Genomic DNA, 20,714 nt, shown 5'->3' with positions numbered 1-20,714 from the left:
GAGTGTGCTATGTTGACTTCATCTTCTCATTCCCCATTATCAATGTTTAATAGAAATGCACTCATTCTCATTGCCGATAGTGCACTCTTTATCACATTGCTCTTCACTCTTCCTTATGATGAGAGCGTCGTAAAAGGCTTAAGCATACTCATATTTATCGCCATTTTGTGGTTAACCGAAGCGCTTCATGTCAGTATCACCGCCCTTCTGGTTCCTATGCTGGCTGTTATTTTTAATATCTTCGATACCTCCTCAGCATTAAGTCATTTTTCCAACTCTATTATCTTTATTTTTCTTGGCGGATTTTCATTAGCGGCTGCGCTTCATAAACAGCAAATAGATAAAGCCATTGCGGATCAAGTACTCATTGCCGCCAAAGGAAAAATGTTCACCGCTGTGATGATGCTATTTACCGTGAGTGCGATGCTCTCAATGTGGATATCCAACACCGCAACAATCGCCATGATGCTGCCTTTAGTATTGGGCGTCATGAGCAACATTGATGAGAAAAAGCACGCAAGTACATATGTGTTCGTCCTACTTGGTATCGCTTATTGCGCTTCGATCGGAGGAATCGCAACCTTAGTCGGTAGCCCGCCAAACGCCATTGCCGCAGCTGAACTAGGACTGAGCTTTACCGAATGGGTAGCAATGGGCCTACCTGTTTCATTAACCTTGCTGCCGATTGCTGTCATTGTGATCTACATAATGACCAAGCCAAACCTAAAACACACTTTTGATATTCACCACACCCCACTTGAGTGGACGAATAAACGCAAACTTACCTTAATCATTTTTCTAATTACCGTGTCATTTTGGGTGTTTAGCAAGCCCATCAATGCCCTGCTCGGAGGATATGCTAAGTTTGATACCTTGGTGGCTATCGGTGCAATACTGATGCTTGGAGCGACTCGTGTTGTAGAGTGGAAAGATATAGAAAAAACCGTCGATTGGGGGGTATTGCTGTTATTTGGTGGCGGTATCTGTTTAAGTAACGTTCTCAAAGCGACAGGGACAAGTGTTTTTCTCGCGCAAGAGTTAAGCCAACTGCTGAACCAAATGAACATGTTCATCACCCTTCTTGCCATTATCGCTTTTGTTGTTTTTCTTACTGAGTTTGCAAGTAATACCGCCAGTGCAGCACTATTGATCCCTATATTTGCCAGCATTGCTGAGGTGTTAGGAGTCTCTCCTATTATATTGTCGGTAATCATCGCGATATCAGCTTCATGTGCATTTATGCTGCCCGTAGCAACTCCTCCGAATGCACTGGTATTTGCCTCTGGTCATATCGAACAAAAAGAGATGATGCGTGTAGGGATAGTGCTTAATTTAGTCTGTATTCTTACCTTGTCCATCATTGCTCATTTTTTCTGGTAGTCAGCGTAAAACTGATTAACAATAAACCTCGCGCAACCGAGTCATTTAGCAATATTGCAGCGTAATCAAGCTGCATTATTGCTATCAATTCCTTTAGATTTATAGCCTATATTGATGCCTCACCATCTAGTATAAAAATCAATTATCCAATCTGAACTCTGTTTTACCTTTATCCTCAGAGATATTTTCCTTACAATCGTAAAAAATTAAAATTATTCGGAGTCAGCTCAATGAGTGAAGTAAAACACTGCAAACTATTAATCCTTGGTTCAGGACCAGCCGGATATACCGCAGCGGTTTATGCAGCACGTGCCAACCTTAATCCAGTCCTCATCACTGGTATGCAACAGGGAGGACAGTTAACGACAACAACCGAAGTAGAAAACTGGCCTGGAGATGCAGAAGGTCTAACTGGCCCGGCACTGATGGACCGCATGAAAGAGCATGCCGAAAAATTTGAAACTGAAATGGTGTTCGATCAAATAACTGACGTTGATCTCTCCTCTCGTCCTTTTCGCTTGAAAGGAGACAGCAGAGAGTACAGTTGCGATGCTCTGATAATCTCAACCGGAGCCTCTGCAAAATATTTGGGCTTACCTTCAGAAGAGAATTTTAAAGGTCGTGGAGTGTCCGCCTGTGCAACATGTGATGGATTCTTTTATCGAAATCAAAAAGTAGCTGTTGTCGGTGGAGGCAATACAGCGGTGGAAGAAGCTCTTTATTTATCTAATATTGCTGCTGAGGTACACCTGATTCATAGACGTGAAGGCTTTAGAGCTGAAAAAATCTTAATGAAGCGCCTAATGGACAAAGTCAGTAGTGGTAACATCGTTTTGCATACTCACCGCACGCTGGATGAAGTGCTCGGAGATGAAATGGGCGTCACGGCAGTTCGTCTTCAAGACACATTAACAGATGCTAAAGAAGTACTTGATGTAATGGGCGTATTTATAGCCATTGGCCATCAACCAAACACCGCGATCTTTAACCAGCAGCTAGAAATGAACAACGACTACATTGTTGTTCAGTCAGGGTTAAATGGCAATGCGACACAAACCAGTATTGAAGGGGTATTTGCCGCTGGAGACGTTATGGATCATAACTATCGTCAGGCTATCACTTCCGCAGGTACAGGCTGTATGGCGGCGCTAGATGCTGAGCGTTACCTAGATTCATTAGACAATGCTCAGTAATCAAGATCACCGTGAAGGTTTAATCAGACTTTTATTGGTGCCTGATCAAGGCACGACAATCCGGCGGTATTACCGCTGGATTTCTTTTTGTATACTTGGTCGGTCATGTAAGCGATAAACCATCGATTGTATTACAGCAAGTATTGAGCAGAAGCTTGATTCGCCTTACCCATCGTGTTGTCGAACAGATTTTGGATAGCCGGCTACTAGGTGAACTTCCTAATAACTATTATTAAAGAAAGCCATAAAATAATGGACAAAACTAAACAACGAAACTTAAACAATTGGTTGAAACAACAAGGAAAACTGGCTAAACGCTGGCTGGTTATCAGTATTTCTCTTGGTGTTTTATCCAGTCTATTTTTGCTAGCTCAAGCCGGATTACTGGCTTCCATTCTTCATCAGCTTATTATTGAACAAACCGATAAATATCAGCTAGTTAATTACTTTATCGGCTTAGGTGTATCTGTGATTGGACGAGCAGCGTGTACTTGGGGACGTGAAGTCGCAGGATTTAAAGCCGGAGAGCAGATACGAATATATATTCGCCAACTTATTTTAGACAGGTTAAGAGAGGTTGGACCCGCTTATATAAAAGGAAAGCCAGCAGGAACTTGGGCAACTTTGCTATTAGAGCAAGTTGAAGATATGCAAGACTTTTTTGCCCGCTACCTTCCCCAAATGTCCTTATCGGTGTTAGTACCACTAATCATACTGATTGTGGTTTTCCCGACCAACTGGGCCGCAGGTTTGATCTTTCTCATCACTGCCCCATTGGTACCTTTTTTCATGGCACTAGTAGGAAAAAAAGCCTCTGACGCAAATAGAAAGAATTTTAAAGCGCTGCAACGATTATCCGGCCATTTCTATGATCGTCTGCAGTCCATGACAACGATTAGGTTATTTAATCGCACTGAAGCAGAAACAGAGACCCTTCGCGGTGCGTCTGAAGTTTTCCGTAGCAGAACAATGGATGTACTAAAAGTCGCCTTTCTCTCATCTGCCGTATTAGAGTTTTTCACCTCAATCTCCATTGCCATCACTGCGGTTTATTTTGGCTTTAGTTTTATTGGCGAATTAGACTTTGGTTACTATGGCAGTGGCATTACTCTATTTACCGGTTTATTTATACTTATTCTCGCTCCTGAATTTTATCAGCCGCTTCGTGACTTAGGCACTTTTTATCACGCTAAGGCTCAAGCAGTTGGCGCAGCAGAGAGTATCGTAGAATTTCTCGATACTGACGTTACGGTATTAAGCCAAGGCTCACAATCTATCACCGATGTTGAAAACCTAACCATCACAGCCAAAGAGCTAGTGGTTAAAAGCCCACAAGGTAAACAGCTATTAGGTCCAGTATCATTCCATCTAGCCGCTAACAAAACCACCGCATTAGTTGGCCCAAGCGGGGCAGGAAAAACCAGCTTGATCAACGCCATTCTGGGCTTTTTGCCCTATGAAGGCAGTTTACAGGTCAATGGGGTTGAGCTTAACCAGTGTGATCTCAAGCAGTGGCGAGAGCAAGTTAGCTGGGTAGGACAAAACCCGCTGCTGCTGCATGGCTCGATAAAAGAGAACATTACTCTTGGAAATGTTGACGTGAGCAACAACGATATTAACCATGCTTTAGATGACTCTTTTGCGATGGAGTTCGTCCATCAGCATGGTCTTGATTATCAAATAAGTGACCGTTCTGGAGGTTTATCAGTCGGGCAGGCTCAACGTCTTGCATTAGCAAGAGCCATGCTTCAAAAAGGTAACTTCTGGCTACTGGACGAACCAACGGCAAGTTTGGATGCTCGTAGCGAGAAACTGGTTATGACTGGCATCAAAAACAAAACAGAAAACCGCACATCCTTAATGATTACCCATCAGCTCACTCAGCTGCAAAATGTTGATATGATCTTAGTTATGGAATCAGGGAAATTGGTAGAATCAGGCGACTATATGCAATTAAGTAGCAGCGAAGGGCTATTCTCAACCATGTTACATAGCCGTTCAGCACAGTTAAATGAAGAAAAAGGAGATCTTGATGCGTGAGTTAATTCCTTTTCTTAAACTATACAAAAAGCATTGGTTTGGTTTATCGCTAGGTATGATCCTCGCATTCTTAACCTTATGCGCATCTATTGGGCTACTCACCCTTTCAGGTTGGTTTATCTCCGCGGCAGGCATCGCCGGGCTAACGATAGCAAGACAAACGTTTAACTACATGTTGCCGGGAGGTGGCGTTCGTGGATTAGCGATAGCACGGACAGCCGGACGCTGGGGAGAAAGAGTCGTTAGCCATGACGCGACGTTTAAATTGTTAACTGAATTACGGATTTTCTTCTTTAAGAAGTTAACCCCTCTTGTTCCAGGGACCGTTGCCAATTTACGCGATGGTGATTTGCTAAACCGACTTGTTGCCGATGTCGATGCAATGGATCACGTCTATTTACGCCTTATCAGCCCTATTGTTGTTGGTCTATTCGCGAGTATTTCCCTAACCTTTTTCTTAGGATGGTTTGATGCAGACTTAGCGCTGGTTTTGGGTGTCATTCTGTTTTCGCTTCTACTCATATGGCCAGTACTGTTTTATCAATTAGGGAAAAAGAACGGTCATCAGCTTACCCATAACAAAGCTTCACTAAGAGTAACCTCACTCGATTGGTTACAGGGTCACAGTGAGTTGGTACTGTTTGGTGCCGAAGAACGTTATCACGATGCCATTTTAGAATCTCAATCTAAACTTCTAAAAAATCAATCCGTTAACGCTAACTTAACCGGAATTGCAAGTGGCTTGCTGATGCTTTCCAATGGGCTCGCACTTATCGCCATTCTTTGGTTAGCAGCAGATGGTGTTGGTGGAAACCCACCTGACCCTATGATCGCCATGTTCGCATTTGCCACCATGGCGAGCTTTGAACTATTGATGCCAATCGCGGGAGCATTTCAGTATTTAGGTCAAACACTAACCTCCGCTCGTCGACTAAACGAAATCATTACTGCAACACCAGATGTTGAGTTCCCATTATCTGGCGAATTGACCTCAACAAACTTTGATATACAGCTTAACGACATATTTTTCCGCTATCCTGATGCAGAAAATAACGCAATTAACGGCTTAACTCTTAACGTAGAACATCAGAGCCATGTGGCTATTCTTGGCCAAACCGGCTCAGGGAAATCGACCTTACTGCAATTACTCTGTCGTTACTGGGATGTAGAGAAAGGCAACATATCCATTGCGGGTACACCATTGACGCAGATTAGTGAAGCGACTTTGCGAAACTCTATCTCAGTAGTTAGTCAACGAGTAGATATTCTTAATGGCTCGCTAAGAGATAACTTAATAATGGCCAGCCCTAACGCTAGCGATGAGACCATCTCCGACATACTACAGCAAGTAGAGCTCTCATCACTTACAGAAGAGAAAGGGTTAGATACTTGGTTAGGTGATGGAGGACGACAGCTATCTGGTGGTGAGAGGCGTCGAATAGGCATTGCTCGTGCTATTTTGCATAACGCCCCTATCGTATTGCTGGATGAACCAACCGAAGGATTAGATAAGAAAACCGAGCAACAAATACTGTCGTTATTTGACAAATTCTTTGCCAATAAAACGGTAATATTTATCACTCATCGCTTGGTCAATTTAGAGCAGATGGACAATATTTGTTTAATAGAAAATGGCCAAATTATTGAGCAAGGACGTCACCAAACGTTGATGAACGAACAAGGTCGTTACTTCCAACTTCATCAAACTTTGTAGCGATAACGGATTAAAGCTGACCAACTAAAAAAGCCACTCTATAGAGTGGCTTTTACTATACTAAATGCGATACGAGTTTGACTTATGCATTCTCTTTCTCAAACTGCTGCATAAACGCTACTAGCGCTTTTACCCCTTCAATAGGCATAGCATTATAAATAGAGGCTCGCATTCCTCCCACCGCACGGTGTCCTTTCAGCGCTTTAAGTCCAGCTTTGTCAGCCAAGGACAAAAACTCGCCATCTAGCTCAGGTTTGGCTAACTGAAAAGGAACATTCATCAAAGAGCGATTTTGCTCATGCACGTTATTGCTGTAGAAATCAGATTGATCGATATAGTCATAAAGTAACGCGGCTTTTGCTCGGTTAACTTCTTCTATCGCAGCAACGCCACCCTGCTCTTTTAACCATTTAAACACCAAGCCAGACAAGTACCACGCGTAAGTTGGCGGCGTATTAAACATTGAATCCTTTTCTGCCAACACTTTATAGCTAAGAATGCTTGGCAACTCTTTTCTTGCCAACTCTAATAAATCATCTCTCACTATCGCGATACAGATGCCAGCAGGACCAATGTTCTTTTGCGCACCAGCGTAAATCACCCCATATTTGCTGACGTCGATTTTACGAGACAAAATAGTTGATGACATATCCGCGACAATCGGTTTATCCGTGATGGGTAATTCATTTATTTCTATGCCATCAATGGTTTCATTAGGGCAAAAATGAACATAAGCAGCATTTTCAGCTATCGTCCAATCAGACGCCGGTTTTATAGCTACTTTACCCTCTTTTTCACTCTTCACATCCACCACATCAGGTTGACAATATTTTCTCGCTTCTTTTACCGCACTTTCTGCCCAGTAGCCGCCATCAATATACGTTGCAGTATCATTATCACCAAGTAGGTTCATAGGAACAGCAGCAAACTGAGCTCTCGCTCCGCCCTGACAAAACAGCACTTTATAGTTACTAGGAATGTCCAGAAGATCTCGTAAATCTTGCTCCGCAGTCTCAGCCACTTGAATAAACTCTTTACTACGATGGCTAATCTCCATCACCGATGTGCCTAACTCATTCCAGTTAACTAATTCAGACTGCGCCTTTTCCATTACTGCTTTAGGTAAGGCGGCGGGTCCTGCACTGAAATTGTAAATCGTTCCCATGACGGTCATTGCTCCTGCGGTTATTAAATTGAATGGATATTACTTTTCTATATTCTCAAGTAATAACATGTTTTCCCATGATAAAAAAGCACAAAAAAGGGCTCAAAAGAGCCCTTTTTTAACAATGAGAAAAAAATCTATACTTAATTCGCCATTCCGGACATCAATAGAGCAATAAGTGGAATTTTTTCACCGCTAGCAAACTGCAAGTTTCCATTGGCAATTTCTGCATCCATTCTATAGCCATCATCCGCTTTAAACATATATTCCATAACCAGCAACTCATCAATTCCCTGATGCACAAATGGGTATGCGTCAGCTAAGCCATTAGAAATATAGGTATCTAAGTTGCCCGTTAACTGAGGTATCAATTGATTGATGTCTTGAGTAATACTTTGCATGCCCTCAGGTATCTCTAATCGCCACTGAGAATCAAACTGACCGTCAACCAAATTAAACTGCATCTTATTCATGGCCAGATAAAAACCTTTTTCAAATAAGGCATCAATTTGTGGCGCAGACTCTGCGAGCACTTGCTCAGTTATAACCGGATTATTTTGATAAGTTGAAACCAAGGATTCAAAAGAGTTTAAATCTAAGCCACCAAGTGAGAAATCCACCTGTAACTGCTGCAACTGGCCATCGCTAGAGGTGATTTCGCCGGTACTTAACAGATGGTTAGTTTCAATTCTGTCTCCACCCTCATTAGTATTTGATGAAAACTTATAGCGAATATCCTTTGCACTGGCTAAAGTCTCACCTTGCCCGGTCATCATAGAGATGGTTTCAATATTCAGTGACTGTTCACCATGCCAAAACTGATTCACTTTCTTGCCGCTCACGCTGCCTGTCATATTCGAGAACGAGACGTGCTCATTATTACTAAAAGCGAGCTGGATAGAAGGAAAGTCGTAGTTAAAATCAAGCTGACCAAGAACAGTGGCATTTCCTTCTATCGTCGACTTGCCGATATAGATAGCACCCTGATCATCATCCAAGCTGTAATTTACCTTATCCAACAGCAGAGAAAACTCTGTATTTCCATTTAGCTGAGTTGTTGTAGTCAGGGTGAGAGGAACGTCTGGAACATCAACTAATCGAGATTCTGCCGCTATGCGCAACAAGCCATGCTTTATATCATGTTCAACTTCAAACTCAGTAGGAAGGCCATCCAAGCTCAACTGTTCTTTAAGTTGTGGATCATTAACGGAGTATCTGGTTACCGCTTGAGCAGACAAATACCCCCTATCATAACTGATTATCTCAACAGAATAGTCACCATTATTCAGTTGGTTAGCACCATCCGTTAACACATTTTGCGCTATTTGTCCGACAGCAAGCGGCCAACATGCCACCAGAACAACTGCTCCGCCAATTGCTGCTATTTTTTTCAACTCTTTCATGACTTCTCTTTATAATCGCTAAGGAATTAAACCTAGTTTAGCCTAGTTGAATTTAAGTTAAAACCTTGAGTTATATCAGGCTTTTCCAACAGATAAGTGAAAGAACTTTACTCACCTCTCAACTCGCACGATCGAAAGTTGTTACATTGAGCAATAAAACCTAAATGAGGTAGTTGTGAATCCTTACCTAGTATTATATTTAGATGATGATCCAATATCCGCTGAGTTATTGAGAAAAGAGCTATCGCCACTATCAAATTTGTTTGATATTTACTGTGTTGACTCTCCAGAGGAAGCAATGCAGACCTTGGAGTATGCCAAAGAACAGCAGCAAAAAGTGGCAATGGCCATTGCGGCTAGTAGCCAATCATTTAACGGTGCCGATTTTTTAATCCATTTAGACAAAACCGAGCACAGTAAAGACTCTCGTAAAGTATTGCTCAGTGATGGCGAGGACATTGATAGCATTCTCGCGGCAGTCAATGAAGGACGCCTCGATCACTGCTTGACCAAACCGCTTAAACGTAACGCCCTACTCGATACCGCCAAAAAAGAACTCACAACGTTTATCCTCGGCATCAAAGATGAAAACTGGTTACATTACAGCGGCGTCCTTGATCAATCTCGTATTCTAAGCGCTCATATTGAGAATAAGCTCGACTCTTTTCGAACGGGGTTCATTCACAACTTTCATGAACTTAGTGACACTTACTTAGCTGATCAATTTATCGGTTCACTACTGGAGTTTTTCTCTGAGAAAGATGAAACAAAAGCGTGCCGAACTTACTCGCCAGACCATCTATTAACAGTAGAAGGCGAACCCAACCAATTTTTGTGGTTTATCGTGGAAGGTGAAGTCGCGCTTTATAAAGCCGATGAGCTACAAATACAGCGTGAAGTTGTTCGGCATGCGAAAGGCAATATCGTTGGAGGAATGTCATTTGTTACAGGTGAACTCTCCTTCTCTACCGCGATAACGCTAACCAAAACCAAAGTCATCAAACTGAATAAAGACGTGTTTGCTCAAGTCATGCACTCAGACAGTGAACTGTTACCTCTGTTTACTAATTTATTATTACGTCACTTTAATAGACGATTGCAACGCAGCATTAATACCAAACTTGAACTACAGCAAACTTATGAGTCGCTAGAAACCGCACATCAGCAACTCATTGAACGAGAAAAAATGGCGATACTGGGTCAGCTCGTTGCTGGCGTGGCACATGAATTAAATAATCCCGTTGCCGCGATTTTGAGAGGAGCTGATACATTAACATCAAAAATTGATGAACTAATACACTCGCCTCTCCCTGCGTCTCATCAAGAACTTGGTGCAAGTATTCTCAACGAGTCTCTTCTCTCTCGTCCTATGTCTACATCAGAGATTCGTCAGCAGACGAAATCCATTCTGCCTTCCATTGGCGATAAACAACTGGCTAAAAAAGTGGTTCAACTTAACTTGCACCATGATCTCGACGAAGTCATTCAGTTAGCGAAAGAGACCAAAGATCTGGCTGGCACCATTACCGGACTAGAAAAATATCATGTAACCGGATCAACTCTACGCTCTATTCAAGTATGTGCCAAAAGAATTGCAGATATGGTAAAAAGCCTGAAAGGATATGCTCGCCAAGATGATGAGATCATGCACGTCATTGATCTTCATGAAGGCATTGAAGATACCTTAGTCATTTTCGAGAACAAGTTGAAACGGCATACGGTGATAAAAGAGTATCAATCTCTACCTGAAATACTCTGCTTAACAAACGCATTGCAGCAAGTGTGGACCAACCTTGTATCCAATGCCATTGATGCATTTCCCGAGCATGGTGTACTTACCGTCAGCACCGAGCAAGCGATTAAAGACAACACTCACTATGCAAAGATCACCTTTGAGGATAATGGTGAAGGTATCCCTCAAGAGCAACAAGACAAGATTTTTGAACTTAACTACACCACTAAAAAAGAGGGCAATTTTGGACTTGGTATTGGCCTATCGGTCTGCCAACAAATATTAGCCCAGCACAGTGGTTGGATAGAAGTCGAATCCAGCCAAAATGAATATACAAAAATGATTGTATGGCTACCATTTCAACCCGCTAATGCAGTGGTAAACACCAATAAGGAAATACGATGAAAAAATATCTTATTCTCTGTGTAGATGACGAACGAGAAGTATTAGACAGCGTTGTACAAGACCTATCTCATTTTGAAGATAACTTTATTATTGAGGGAGCGGAATCGGTATCTGAAGCGAGAGAAGTGATAGAAGAGTACGCGGAAGAGAACACCAAACTTGCACTGATTCTCTGCGATCATATTATGCCGGAGCAAACTGGGATCAGTTTCCTTATTGAGCTAAATAACCAAGATGAAACCCGCAGTGCGAAAAAATTGTTATTAACCGGACAAGCCGATCTTGAAGCGACCGTACAAGCAGTCAATAGCGCAAGTCTGGATTTTTATATTGCTAAGCCTTGGAAAGGCGAAGAGTTGGTCAATACGTTAACTCAACAACTTACTCAATATATGATTGATAATGAAACGGATCTTATGCCATGGGGACGAATACTTGATACAGAAAAGATATTTAATGCCATTGCTGCCAAAAGAAATCAATTTGGTGAATAATTACATTCTGAATCATTTGTTTTTGGCATTTATATTGCTTAAGATTTAGCTTAACAGCGCATTAGCGACAAATTTTTGGTGACTAACGCCTGTGAATGGTTAATATACTGTGTTGGATAACAGTAGTAATTGGCTTACTATCACCATTGATTAATATAGGACATAGGTTTACTTTTATTATGCGTAAAATTCTTCTTGTTGCAGGTCTTGTGCTTGCTTCTAGCTCAGTGTTTGCAGCACAGGATCCTGAGCGTATCAGCATGAGCAATTTCAACTACGACTACGCTGAAGCACGTATTGGTGCTGATCCTGTCACATTCGGTGGCGCTTATAGCAAGTCAATCCACCCTAACGCTCATGCCATTATCCGTGCAGACTCTAAATTCAAAAATGATTACAACATGGGTGCAGGTTTTGGATTTCACGCACCTATCAACAATTGGGCAGACCTTACAGGCGAAATGCTAATGCGTATGGTTGATGATAAAAATCATAGCAATGACATCGGCCTAGAATTAAACATTGGTGTACGTCAGTGGTTAGGGCCTCAGTTAGAAGTTGGTGGCCGCCTTGGTTACGTTGAAATCGACAACGATGATGACTTTGTGACTACAGTTTTCGCACGTTTTCATTCAACAGAATTATTCTCAATGGGCTTAGAAGGCAAATTTAACGATTTCTATGGTGACCAGTTAATGTTCACTACACGTTTTAAATTCTAAACCTGTTTGATTTAAAAATACCGAAGCATAATAGCTTCGGTTTTTTTATTTTCTGCGTCTATTCTTTGGGTGGCTCGCTGGAATAGCCGCTAACAAAGTTTTACTGTACTCTTCTTTTGCTGCTTCAAAAATGTCGCTAACACTACCTTCTTCAATTATCTTCCCATTTAACATTACTGCTACTCTGTCAGAAATTTGACGAATGACAGATAGGTCATGTGAAATAAAGATCATCGCTAAATTCATCTCTTTCTGCAGTTTTAATAACAGATCAATTATTTGTGCCTGAACTGAAACGTCTAGCGCTGACACTGATTCATCACATATTAGTAGTTTAGGTTTAAGTGCTATCGCTCGAGCAATTCCCACTCTTTGTCTCTGACCACCAGAAAATTCATGCGGATAACGATTTATACTCTCTTTGGCTAAGCCTACCTTCTCAAGCAGTTCCTCAACCCAGCGACGCCTCTCTTGCTTAGTACCAATGTTATGAATGATAAAAGGCTCCTCAATTATCATCCCTATTGAATGGCGCTGATTTAGAGACTCTAAAGGATCTTGAAAAATTATCTGCAACTCTTTCCTTAGCGGGCGCATCTCTTTATCTGACAGTTGAGTAATATTGGTGCCTTTAAAGTAAATGTCACCGCTAGTAGGCTGGTAGAGTTTTAAAATCGTTCTACCTAGGGTACTTTTGCCACAACCAGACTCCCCAACCAGACCCAATGTCTCTCCTTCTGATACATACAGAGACACACCATCAACTGCTTTTACCGTATAGCCTTTTCGGAATACTCCACCTCCGGAACGAAAGTATTGAGTAAGATTTTCTATCCGTAATATCTCTGTCATTGTCGTCTGTTGGCCTATTATCTGTTACTAACTGACACGGGTTTGAAATTCCAGCGAGAGACTGTTACTTATCGCCATCCGCTTTATATGTTGTCACTGCAGCCCTGCTTTTAAGGGGCGTGTCTATACTTGGCATAAGCTGTAATAGATGTTGTGTATAAGGGTGCTTCGGATGGTCAAATAACTCAAAAACATCTCCTTGCTCAACAATCTTCCCTTGGTACATCACCGCAACGCTGTCGCACATTTCCGCCACTACACCGAGATCATGAGTGATGAAAATCATCGCCATCCCTGTTTCACGTTGCAAATCCACCATCAGATCCAAAATTGACGCTTGCACAGTCACATCCAGCGCAGTCGTAGGTTCATCGCAAATTAGAATATCGGGCTTACACGCTAATGCCATCGCTATCATCACCCTCTGTCTCATTCCCCCTGAGAGGTTGTGCGGATACTCTCGCAGGCGTTTCTCCGCTTGAGGAATTCTTACCTTGTTGAGCATATCTAACGCATAACTTTGTCTATCTTTTTTATTCAGTTCAGGTCGATGAAGAATTAACACCTCCTCTAGCTGCTTAGCGATAGTGTGAACGGGATTTAGTGCCGTCATCGGGTCTTGAAAAATCACTGAAATCTTATTGCCGCGGACTTTATGCATCTCATTGTGAGGAATAGCGAGTAGATCCACATTTCGATATAGAATCTCTCCCTCAACGACATTCCCATAAGGCTTAGGCAACAAACCTAATATCGACATGGAGGTAACGCTTTTGCCACACCCTGACTCACCAACAAGCCCTAACGTCTCTCCCGCTTTAACATCGAAATTGACACCATGAAGCACTCGAACCACATCATCATCTGTTACAAACTCAGTATGTAAGTTGCGTACGCTTAAGATTACTTCTTCACTGTTCACTGCAATACTCATTAAAACTGGTACTTATCATTAATGGTTGTGACCGGTTGAAAGCTTTCACCTTTTTTAATCGCGTCTAATGTCTCTTTCTTTATTGCAGGATCAATCCAATAACTGCCTAAGTCCGAAGGTGTACCCGTACTAAATAGCGCCTCACTCTTTTTGGTCATTGGCTGCTTAGGAAATTGCATCCAGCGCCAATACGCTTCTCGGGTATAAGGAACCATATAGCCGGGAACAATCACAAACTCATCTGCCACGATTTTTTGAATCTCACGAGAAAGAACTTGTCGTTTTTCACGGCTAAATTCACCACGATATTCAGTGACCAACTTGTCCATTTTGGCTGAGCTGTAATTAGTAAAATTATTGGTTTGTGGTTTATTGGCATTTGTTGAATGCAAATACTCCCAGTACTGCGGTACATCGCCTCCAGCCATGTCATGAAACGAAATGTCATGTTTCTTTTCATTCACATATTTAAACGCTGAAGAGCCGTCAATCAGATTTAAAGTATATTCAAGACCCGCTTTTTTTGCCTGTTCTTTCAGGTAGGCCATCCTAGGCGTATGATGGCGAGCTGAATAGGTAATCGCGAATGACAATCTCTCGCCTTTATCGTTTGTTCTTATTCCATCGGGACCAATGTTGTTAAAACCAGCTTGGCTAAAATATTCAGCCGCTTTTTCTGGGTCAAATGGTGCAGCTTTTACCTCCGTATTGGTAAATTCATCTTGGCCAACCCCTAACCCGTTAGGTTTCCTTACATAATCATTTCGAAGAATATTTTTAATCATGCCATCGAAATCACTGGCATATGCGAGACCTTTTCGCACTTGCAGGTTACTTAAATTGGCTTTTGCTGTGTTGATCCATAGCCCTCCCGCTCCTTGTGGAACTTGGTTAAAGCCCCAGAACTTATGGATATAACCTCGTTGATAAGGTTTACTATTCGACTTCTCATGCCATAGCGAGGGAAGAATTAAGCCAAAAGCGTCAAGATCGCCTTTTTCAAAATGCTTACGAGCAATGTCATTGTCTCGAATCACTTGTATTCGAATTTTTTCTACGTTGTAACGATTTTTATAGTAAGGGTTACTGTATCCCCACCAATCTTGACCGACATGTTTAAAGGTAATAGAGCGCCCTTTCTTAACTTTATCCATTTTATAAGCCCATGTAGTTGGCTCCATTTTGAAGTTGTACTTTCGAACAAAGTTATCATCAATACCATCGCCATTGTTATCAGTACTTGGTTGATAAAAATGTCTCGGTTTTGGGCCTAATGATGTCCAGTTGAGTAGATCTTTCTTATCTTTAGGCTCTGACAAGGTTACAGATATCGTATGGGCGTCATACTTAATAACATCAGTAATAACCTTCTCATAAAAGGTATTATACCAAGGAGCCACGATATCTTTAGAACGCATTAACGTTAGTACAAACGTAAAATCATCTGCTGTAACAGGCTTACCATCTGACCATTTAGCCTTGGGGTTTATTTTGTAATACACCGTTTTGTTGTCATCAGAGAATGCCCAATCCGTAGCAATTGAAGGGATCCAGTTACCTGTATCAGGATGCTTAGTTACCAACGATGGGTGTGCGTCTAACAACCAAGAACGAAAAGAACCATTAGCATCCGGGCCTACGGTTCTAAACGTTTGTGGAAAGCTTGAAATATAAGTTCTAAAGGTCCCGCCATATATGGCTTGTTCAGAGGCAAAAACAGGGTCATCCAAATTGGTTTGCCATTTCAGGTTGGCTGGCAGTTCAGACGCTGACATTGCCATGGTTGAAACACCAGACAGAATTACACTCATAAGTTTAAAAACTGTTTTCATTTCGTCATCCTTGCGTCAGTTATAACGAGTAAATTTTTTCGGATCAAATGCCGCTCTTACTGCTTCTCCAATAAAGGTTACCATCACCAATACTGATACAATTGCGACAACCACAGATATGACTATCCATGGAGAATCTAAGTTCGACTTGCCTTGTTGCAACAACTCCCCCCAGCTTGGTGTTGGAGGCATCAATCCAAGGCCTAAGTAATCTAATGCGGTTAATGCTGTGATATTACCGGCAATAGTAAAAGGCGCTAAAGTAACAATCATTACCATGGTATTTGGCAATATATGCTTAAAAAGTATTCGTGATGTGGTCGCACCAATAGCCCTAGCGGCCAACACATACTCTCTAGCTGATTCTTTATAGGTCATGGTTCGCATGTACCAAGTCATACCCATCCAGCCAAACAGTACATTGATTAAAACAAACAGAGTAAATGTAGGTTGAATGATCGACACCAATATCATAATCACATACAAAAATGGCACCATAGACCAAATTTCTATCAATCTTTGTACAATAAGATCAAACTTCCCTCCCCAAAAACCCATTGCACACCCAACCGCAGTGCCGATGGAATAAGAGATAAGCATGGTAATTAATGCAAACCCCATTGCGATGCGAAAACCATAAACCAGTCTGGCTAGCACATCTCTCCCGATGACGTCTGTACCCAAGTAGTGTTTAGACTCAAAATTTGGGCTTACTGGAGGGTAGTCACCGGAAAAATCTTGTTCGTAAGGATTCCATGGCACAATCGGCAGCAGGACAAAGTCACCTTTATCTTGTTTTTGAAAATGAGCCTTTAACTGCCGGTAATTCACTTCGGCACTGTAACCAAGACCAAAATCGCTGCCGAGCTTTACGTTACTCACAATGGGAAAACTGTATTCCCCCTGATAACGAACAACCAAGGCTTTGCTATTTATCAGCAGCTCAGCAAAAATAGACAAAATCAGCATGCAAGATAAGATGATAAACGACCAATACCCTCGTTTAATCTGCTTAAATCGACGTATTTTCTTATAGGTAACAGGATCAAGTTCTATCATCATGCGCCCCCAAACTTCACACGTGGGTCCACAAGGGCAACACAGATATCGGAAACTATGTTTCCTATTAACAACATCAAGGCGTTAATGGCAACAATACCCATTACCACCGGATAATCCCTCTCAATAATAGACTCGTAACCTAACAGGCCAATACCATCTATATCGAAAATAACCTCGATTAAAAATGAGCCTGTCATAAAAAACAGCAGTGAATTGCCAAAGTGGCTTGCGATAGGAATCAAGCTATTTCGTAAAGCATGCTTACGAACCGCCTTGCGAAAAGGCAAGCCTTTAGCGATAGCCGTGCGGATGTAATCAGCTGATAAGTTTTCCATCAAGTTATTTTTCATGGTCATGGTGAGAGTGGCAAAATCACCAATCAAATAACAAATTAGCGGCAAAACGGCATGCCAGAGAATATCTTTAATTTGTTCAGAGAGAGAAGATAAGTCATCGAAATCATCTCCTGTGAATCCTCCCATAGGAAACCATTCAAGATGATATGAGAACCAAGTGATCAGTAATACACCCACAACATAACCCGGTAGAGCATAACCAATAAAAATGGCGATGGAGGATGCTGAATCAAAAAAGGAGCCATGCTTAATGGCTTTATAGTAACCAAGTGGTATGGATATAAAGTAAGCGATGAAAAAGGTCATTCCACCATAGAACAGAGAGACAGGCAGACGTTCAGCTATCATATCGGTTACTGGTTCATAATAACGAGTTGACTCACCAAAATCCAAAGCAAGCAGTTTGGTTAGCCACTGCCAATATGCCTCGACGACTGGTTTATCCAAACCATAGAACTGATTTAGCTTATCAATTTGATCCTGTGATAAAGCACTACTGGCACCGACATCACTTATTGCAACAGCCGTCTCACTGCCGCTAAACTGCATACTCGACAGCATCCTCTCCACTGGCCCACCCGGTACCAGCCGAGTGATAGCAAAAATCAGTATGGTGATGCCAATAAATGTAGGAATGACTAACGCAGCTCTGCGTAAAAAGTAGTCAAGCACTCAATCAATTCTCCAATTCCGTTTGTGACCAATCTTATACTCAAGTGACCTCAAGATGCTGGATTCAGAGCAACATCAACAAGTTCAGTTCAAGAAAGATAATTGAAGGAATGGCATTCCCTTTCAAGATTATCTGACGCAGAAATGGGCGTGTTGATGTGCTCCCAAAGGGCGAGTTTTATTGGCCCCTGCTCTGTGTTACTGATTCTTGCCGTAGAATGACTATGCCTTCAAATCAGTGCCTTGATCAGCAGCCATTAAATTCTCGCTGAACAAGCACCTTGAGGTCACTTGAGTATATTTGCTATCCATCAAATATTGTTTTACTTGCTACTTCAAACCCTAGTGTGGACATGGGAAAAATCCTAACACTATGAATTTTAGCCACATTTATTTCCATTCTATAAATGCAGTATAGATCATTTTGTTAACAACTTTAAGTTAACGGACAGCATTCTCTATAAATAATAGATAAATTACTCAATGCGTACAATAAAAGCATTTATTGGATAATACTGGTGAGGTAAAAATATGATTTTAATTAAACAGTTAAGTGAAAGCCATCGTATTAACAAGCACTCTCTAAGCACAAAACAGCACAATAACGCCCCTAACAAGTGAGAGGGAGTTACGGTACTGTTTATAAGTGGTAATTTACGGTTAATCTAACAATATGCGGATATACTCAAGTGACTTCCATGGATTGGATTCAGAGTTTCATCAACAGGTTCCGTTCAAGAAAGATAATCGAAGAAATGGCCTTCCTCTTTCAAGGTTATCTCACGCAAGAATGGGCATCTTTAAGTTAGTTGAGTATTTACAGTGCACTTAATCATTATGGCAGTCAGACAACAGAGTATTTCTCTTATTATCACGAACCAGTGTCCAGTGAATGCCCTCTAAGGCGCCCGCAAATTTCCACAGCAATTTGACATCCACATCATCACCGTACTCTTTTTTTACCAGCATAAAAGATTTAACCGCACCTAATGACATAAAGGTTTTAACATCAGAAATGCCCGAACGAATGGCCATTCGCTCGAGATTTAATTGCATATTAGGTAGGTCTCTAAGCCGCAAACTATCAAGTGACTTGGGGCAGGATTTAAAGTTTAAAGCGCATTGAATTGATTCTCGAACCAATAGGTCTAACTCTTCATAGTCAGAATCAAGCAGATAAGTAATATCAAAGTAATTTACTGTCGTTACTTTCTGTTTCTTAATTTGGCAATAACGCTGACAGTTCAGAGCTTCCAATTTTGAGTCGAGATCACCTCCCCCTCTCAAAAACAACCGCCCTTTAGCGATAAGCGCATACATTGCACCATCTAAAAACAGTCCTCGGCCTCCAAACATTGAGCGATTCTTGTTGTTTCCAAACCGAGTCATATAGTCAAAAAATCTTTGGTCTCTCATTATTAAACCCTTAGCAAGACACATAAAAACAGCGACCGATATTTATCGTTCGCGTGGTAATGACAAAGTGATTTAAAAATTAAACGCTATTTTTTTAGATATATGGCTATCTTGCCATTTAAAAATTGCTCTTCGGCAATAAGCAGATAATACTTATCATGAATGAATTTAAAAGGTGTCTTGAGGATCAATCCGCTTGATTAACAAATATTTTTATCACATGTAAAAATAAATATATAAATATCATAAAGTTACAGAATTCATGAATAATATTTTGTTACAAATCAATAAGATAAAAAATTTCCATCAGAAGGCTAATTATAATGATTTTAATTGCTAGGATCCGCAAAGTAGATGTACTATGGCGTTCAAGAATTTAGGACAATATATATGAATCACTTATCATTTTTTTGGCTATCTGATAATAAGCAGCAACTTGTAGAAAGCCTTGAGTCTGAGTTTGCACAACTGGTTGAACAATCTATATCTACGGGCCGAATAACCCTTCCCCCGATTCCCGATGTAGTCATCAAAATCCAGCAACTCTGCACACGAGAAGAAACCGGTGTACCAGATATTGCCGAGTGTCTGATAGACGACCCAAGTCTTGCGGCAGTCGTTATCCGTGTAGCAAACTCTGTCATTTTTAACCGTCGTAATATTACCTGTACTGATATTCAAAACGCCGTATCTCGCCTAGGCATAATGCGAGTACGTGATATTGTTACGGCACAAGCGATAGAGCAACTAAAACACACCGCGAATTTAGATAAAGATTGTAGTGCTGTGCTTAAGAAGAGCGCCTCAAGCTCAAGAGAGTTCGCAGCAACAATGGTACTGGTTACTCAAGAGATACTGCAACACTCAGACAACCAATACGACTATTTAGAGCTTGAAAAAGCATTGCTGGTTGGACTGCTAGCAGATATTGGCTTGTACTGTTTAGTAAACGAGTTCCACATTTATCTGGACAGAGGAAATTACCTCGACAATGACCTCGCGCTGCAGATATTTGCTTCTCGATGTCCAACCACCAGTGAATTAGTGCTGAAGCACTGGCAGTTCGACAATGACTTTATAGAGGTTGCTAAGAATATCGAAATGACCGATGATCGCGATGACATCACCTATCTAGATATCGCAAGAATGGCTCATCATCTACTTATGTTTAGGCGTGATGATGATAAGATAGATAGCCATCATGTGGAGATGAATCTAGCTGGCGCTGAAGCGATGTATCAGCTAAGTAATTTAAATGAGAATGACTTTAAGTCACGGATTAATGACGTAATAACCGCAACTGGACTATAAACTACCTCACAGATGCGAGAACAATAGGCTT

At 41.4% G+C, this 20,714-nt stretch carries 16 protein-coding genes; 8 read left to right on the top strand and 8 right to left on the bottom strand.

Going from position 1 to position 20,714, the window contains the following annotated elements:
- Nucleotides 1-9 precede the first annotated feature (9 nt).
- The 4 genes from CHJ_RS06850 to cydC all read left to right on the top strand — a co-directional run bounded on the left by CHJ_RS06850 (nucleotide 10) and on the right by cydC (nucleotide 6,327).
- Nucleotides 10-1,380 (top strand): SLC13 family permease, encoded by a 1,371-nt coding sequence (locus tag CHJ_RS06850; protein WP_171754633.1) that lies wholly within the window; start codon nucleotides 10-12, stop codon nucleotides 1,378-1,380.
- Between the two features lie 230 nt (nucleotides 1,381-1,610).
- Nucleotides 1,611-2,573 carry a thioredoxin-disulfide reductase gene (trxB, locus tag CHJ_RS06845; protein ID WP_317917269.1) on the top strand — a complete coding sequence of 321 codons (963 nt, stop codon included), beginning with the start codon at nucleotides 1,611-1,613 and terminating at the stop codon, nucleotides 2,571-2,573.
- A 252-nt stretch (nucleotides 2,574-2,825) separates the two neighbouring features.
- Nucleotides 2,826-4,613 carry a heme ABC transporter permease/ATP-binding protein CydD gene (cydD, locus tag CHJ_RS06840; RefSeq protein WP_317917268.1) on the top strand — a complete coding sequence of 596 codons (1,788 nt, stop codon included), beginning with the start codon at nucleotides 2,826-2,828 and terminating at the stop codon, nucleotides 4,611-4,613.
- Nucleotides 4,606-6,327, top strand: a complete 1,722-nt coding sequence (gene cydC / locus CHJ_RS06835) for a heme ABC transporter ATP-binding protein/permease CydC (RefSeq protein WP_317917267.1) — start codon at nucleotides 4,606-4,608, stop codon at nucleotides 6,325-6,327. The genes cydD and cydC overlap by 8 nt, the downstream gene beginning before the upstream one ends.
- Nucleotides 6,328-6,409: 82 nt before the next feature.
- Here the strand turns inward: cydC and serC are convergent, their stop codons facing one another.
- Nucleotides 6,410-7,492 carry a 3-phosphoserine/phosphohydroxythreonine transaminase gene (gene serC, locus CHJ_RS06830; RefSeq protein ID WP_411861540.1) on the bottom strand — a complete coding sequence of 361 codons (1,083 nt, stop codon included), beginning with the start codon at nucleotides 7,490-7,492 and terminating at the stop codon, nucleotides 6,410-6,412.
- A 143-nt stretch (nucleotides 7,493-7,635) separates the two neighbouring features.
- Nucleotides 7,636-8,895, bottom strand: a complete 1,260-nt coding sequence (locus CHJ_RS06825; protein ID WP_317917265.1) for a DUF945 family protein — start codon at nucleotides 8,893-8,895, stop codon at nucleotides 7,636-7,638.
- A gap of 175 nt (nucleotides 8,896-9,070) precedes the next feature.
- Between CHJ_RS06825 and CHJ_RS06820 the strand changes: the two genes are divergently transcribed.
- The 3 genes from CHJ_RS06820 (at nucleotide 9,071) to CHJ_RS06810 (ending at nucleotide 12,248) form a co-directional block, all read left to right on the top strand.
- Nucleotides 9,071-11,032, top strand: coding sequence for an ATP-binding protein (locus tag CHJ_RS06820; RefSeq protein ID WP_171754639.1), 1,962 nt, complete (start codon nucleotides 9,071-9,073; stop codon nucleotides 11,030-11,032).
- Nucleotides 11,029-11,526, top strand: a complete 498-nt coding sequence (locus CHJ_RS06815) for a response regulator (RefSeq protein ID WP_317917264.1) — start codon at nucleotides 11,029-11,031, stop codon at nucleotides 11,524-11,526. Before CHJ_RS06820 ends, CHJ_RS06815 begins: the two co-directional genes overlap by 4 nt.
- Before the next feature lie 179 nt (nucleotides 11,527-11,705).
- Nucleotides 11,706-12,248 carry a hypothetical protein gene (locus tag CHJ_RS06810; protein WP_171754641.1) on the top strand — a complete coding sequence of 181 codons (543 nt, stop codon included), beginning with the start codon at nucleotides 11,706-11,708 and terminating at the stop codon, nucleotides 12,246-12,248.
- Nucleotides 12,249-12,293: 45 nt separating this feature from the next.
- On the opposite strand, the gene CHJ_RS06805 is transcribed toward CHJ_RS06810, so the two are convergent.
- The 6 genes from CHJ_RS06805 to CHJ_RS06780 all read right to left on the bottom strand — a co-directional run bounded on the left by CHJ_RS06805 (nucleotide 12,294) and on the right by CHJ_RS06780 (nucleotide 19,372).
- On the bottom strand, nucleotides 12,294-13,100 hold the full coding sequence (locus tag CHJ_RS06805; RefSeq protein WP_171754642.1) for an ABC transporter ATP-binding protein: 807 nt from the start codon (nucleotides 13,098-13,100) through the stop codon (nucleotides 12,294-12,296).
- Nucleotides 13,101-13,164: 64 nt separating this feature from the next.
- Nucleotides 13,165-14,034, bottom strand: coding sequence for an ABC transporter ATP-binding protein (locus CHJ_RS06800; RefSeq protein ID WP_317917263.1), 870 nt, complete (start codon nucleotides 14,032-14,034; stop codon nucleotides 13,165-13,167).
- The gene (locus tag CHJ_RS06795) at nucleotides 14,034-15,866 is read right to left on the bottom strand and encodes an extracellular solute-binding protein (protein ID WP_317917262.1); all 1,833 of its coding nucleotides are present in this window, start codon (nucleotides 15,864-15,866) and stop codon (nucleotides 14,034-14,036) included. The genes CHJ_RS06800 and CHJ_RS06795 overlap by 1 nt, the downstream gene beginning before the upstream one ends.
- A 15-nt stretch (nucleotides 15,867-15,881) precedes the next feature.
- Complete coding sequence (locus CHJ_RS06790; RefSeq protein WP_411861539.1) at nucleotides 15,882-16,928, bottom strand: ABC transporter permease; 1,047 nt, start codon at nucleotides 16,926-16,928, stop codon at nucleotides 15,882-15,884.
- The gene (locus CHJ_RS06785) at nucleotides 16,925-17,956 is read right to left on the bottom strand and encodes an ABC transporter permease subunit (protein WP_317917261.1); all 1,032 of its coding nucleotides are present in this window, start codon (nucleotides 17,954-17,956) and stop codon (nucleotides 16,925-16,927) included. Before CHJ_RS06785 ends, CHJ_RS06790 begins: the two co-directional genes overlap by 4 nt.
- Before the next feature lie 828 nt (nucleotides 17,957-18,784).
- A complete protein-coding gene (locus CHJ_RS06780; RefSeq protein ID WP_317917260.1) occupies nucleotides 18,785-19,372 on the bottom strand; it encodes a TfoX/Sxy family DNA transformation protein in 588 nt (195 codons plus the stop codon).
- Between the two features lie 390 nt (nucleotides 19,373-19,762).
- Here CHJ_RS06780 and CHJ_RS06775 point away from each other — a divergent pair, with 390 nt between their 5' ends.
- Complete coding sequence (locus CHJ_RS06775) at nucleotides 19,763-20,683, top strand: HDOD domain-containing protein (protein ID WP_317917259.1); 921 nt, start codon at nucleotides 19,763-19,765, stop codon at nucleotides 20,681-20,683.
- The last annotated feature ends 31 nt before the right edge of the window (nucleotides 20,684-20,714 follow it).

The organism is Vibrio sp. MACH09 (genome assembly GCF_033238805.1).
Lineage (GTDB): Bacteria > Pseudomonadota > Gammaproteobacteria > Enterobacterales > Vibrionaceae > Vibrio.
Note: the sequence above shows the minus strand (reverse complement) of the source record. Positions and strands in the feature narration are given on the sequence as shown.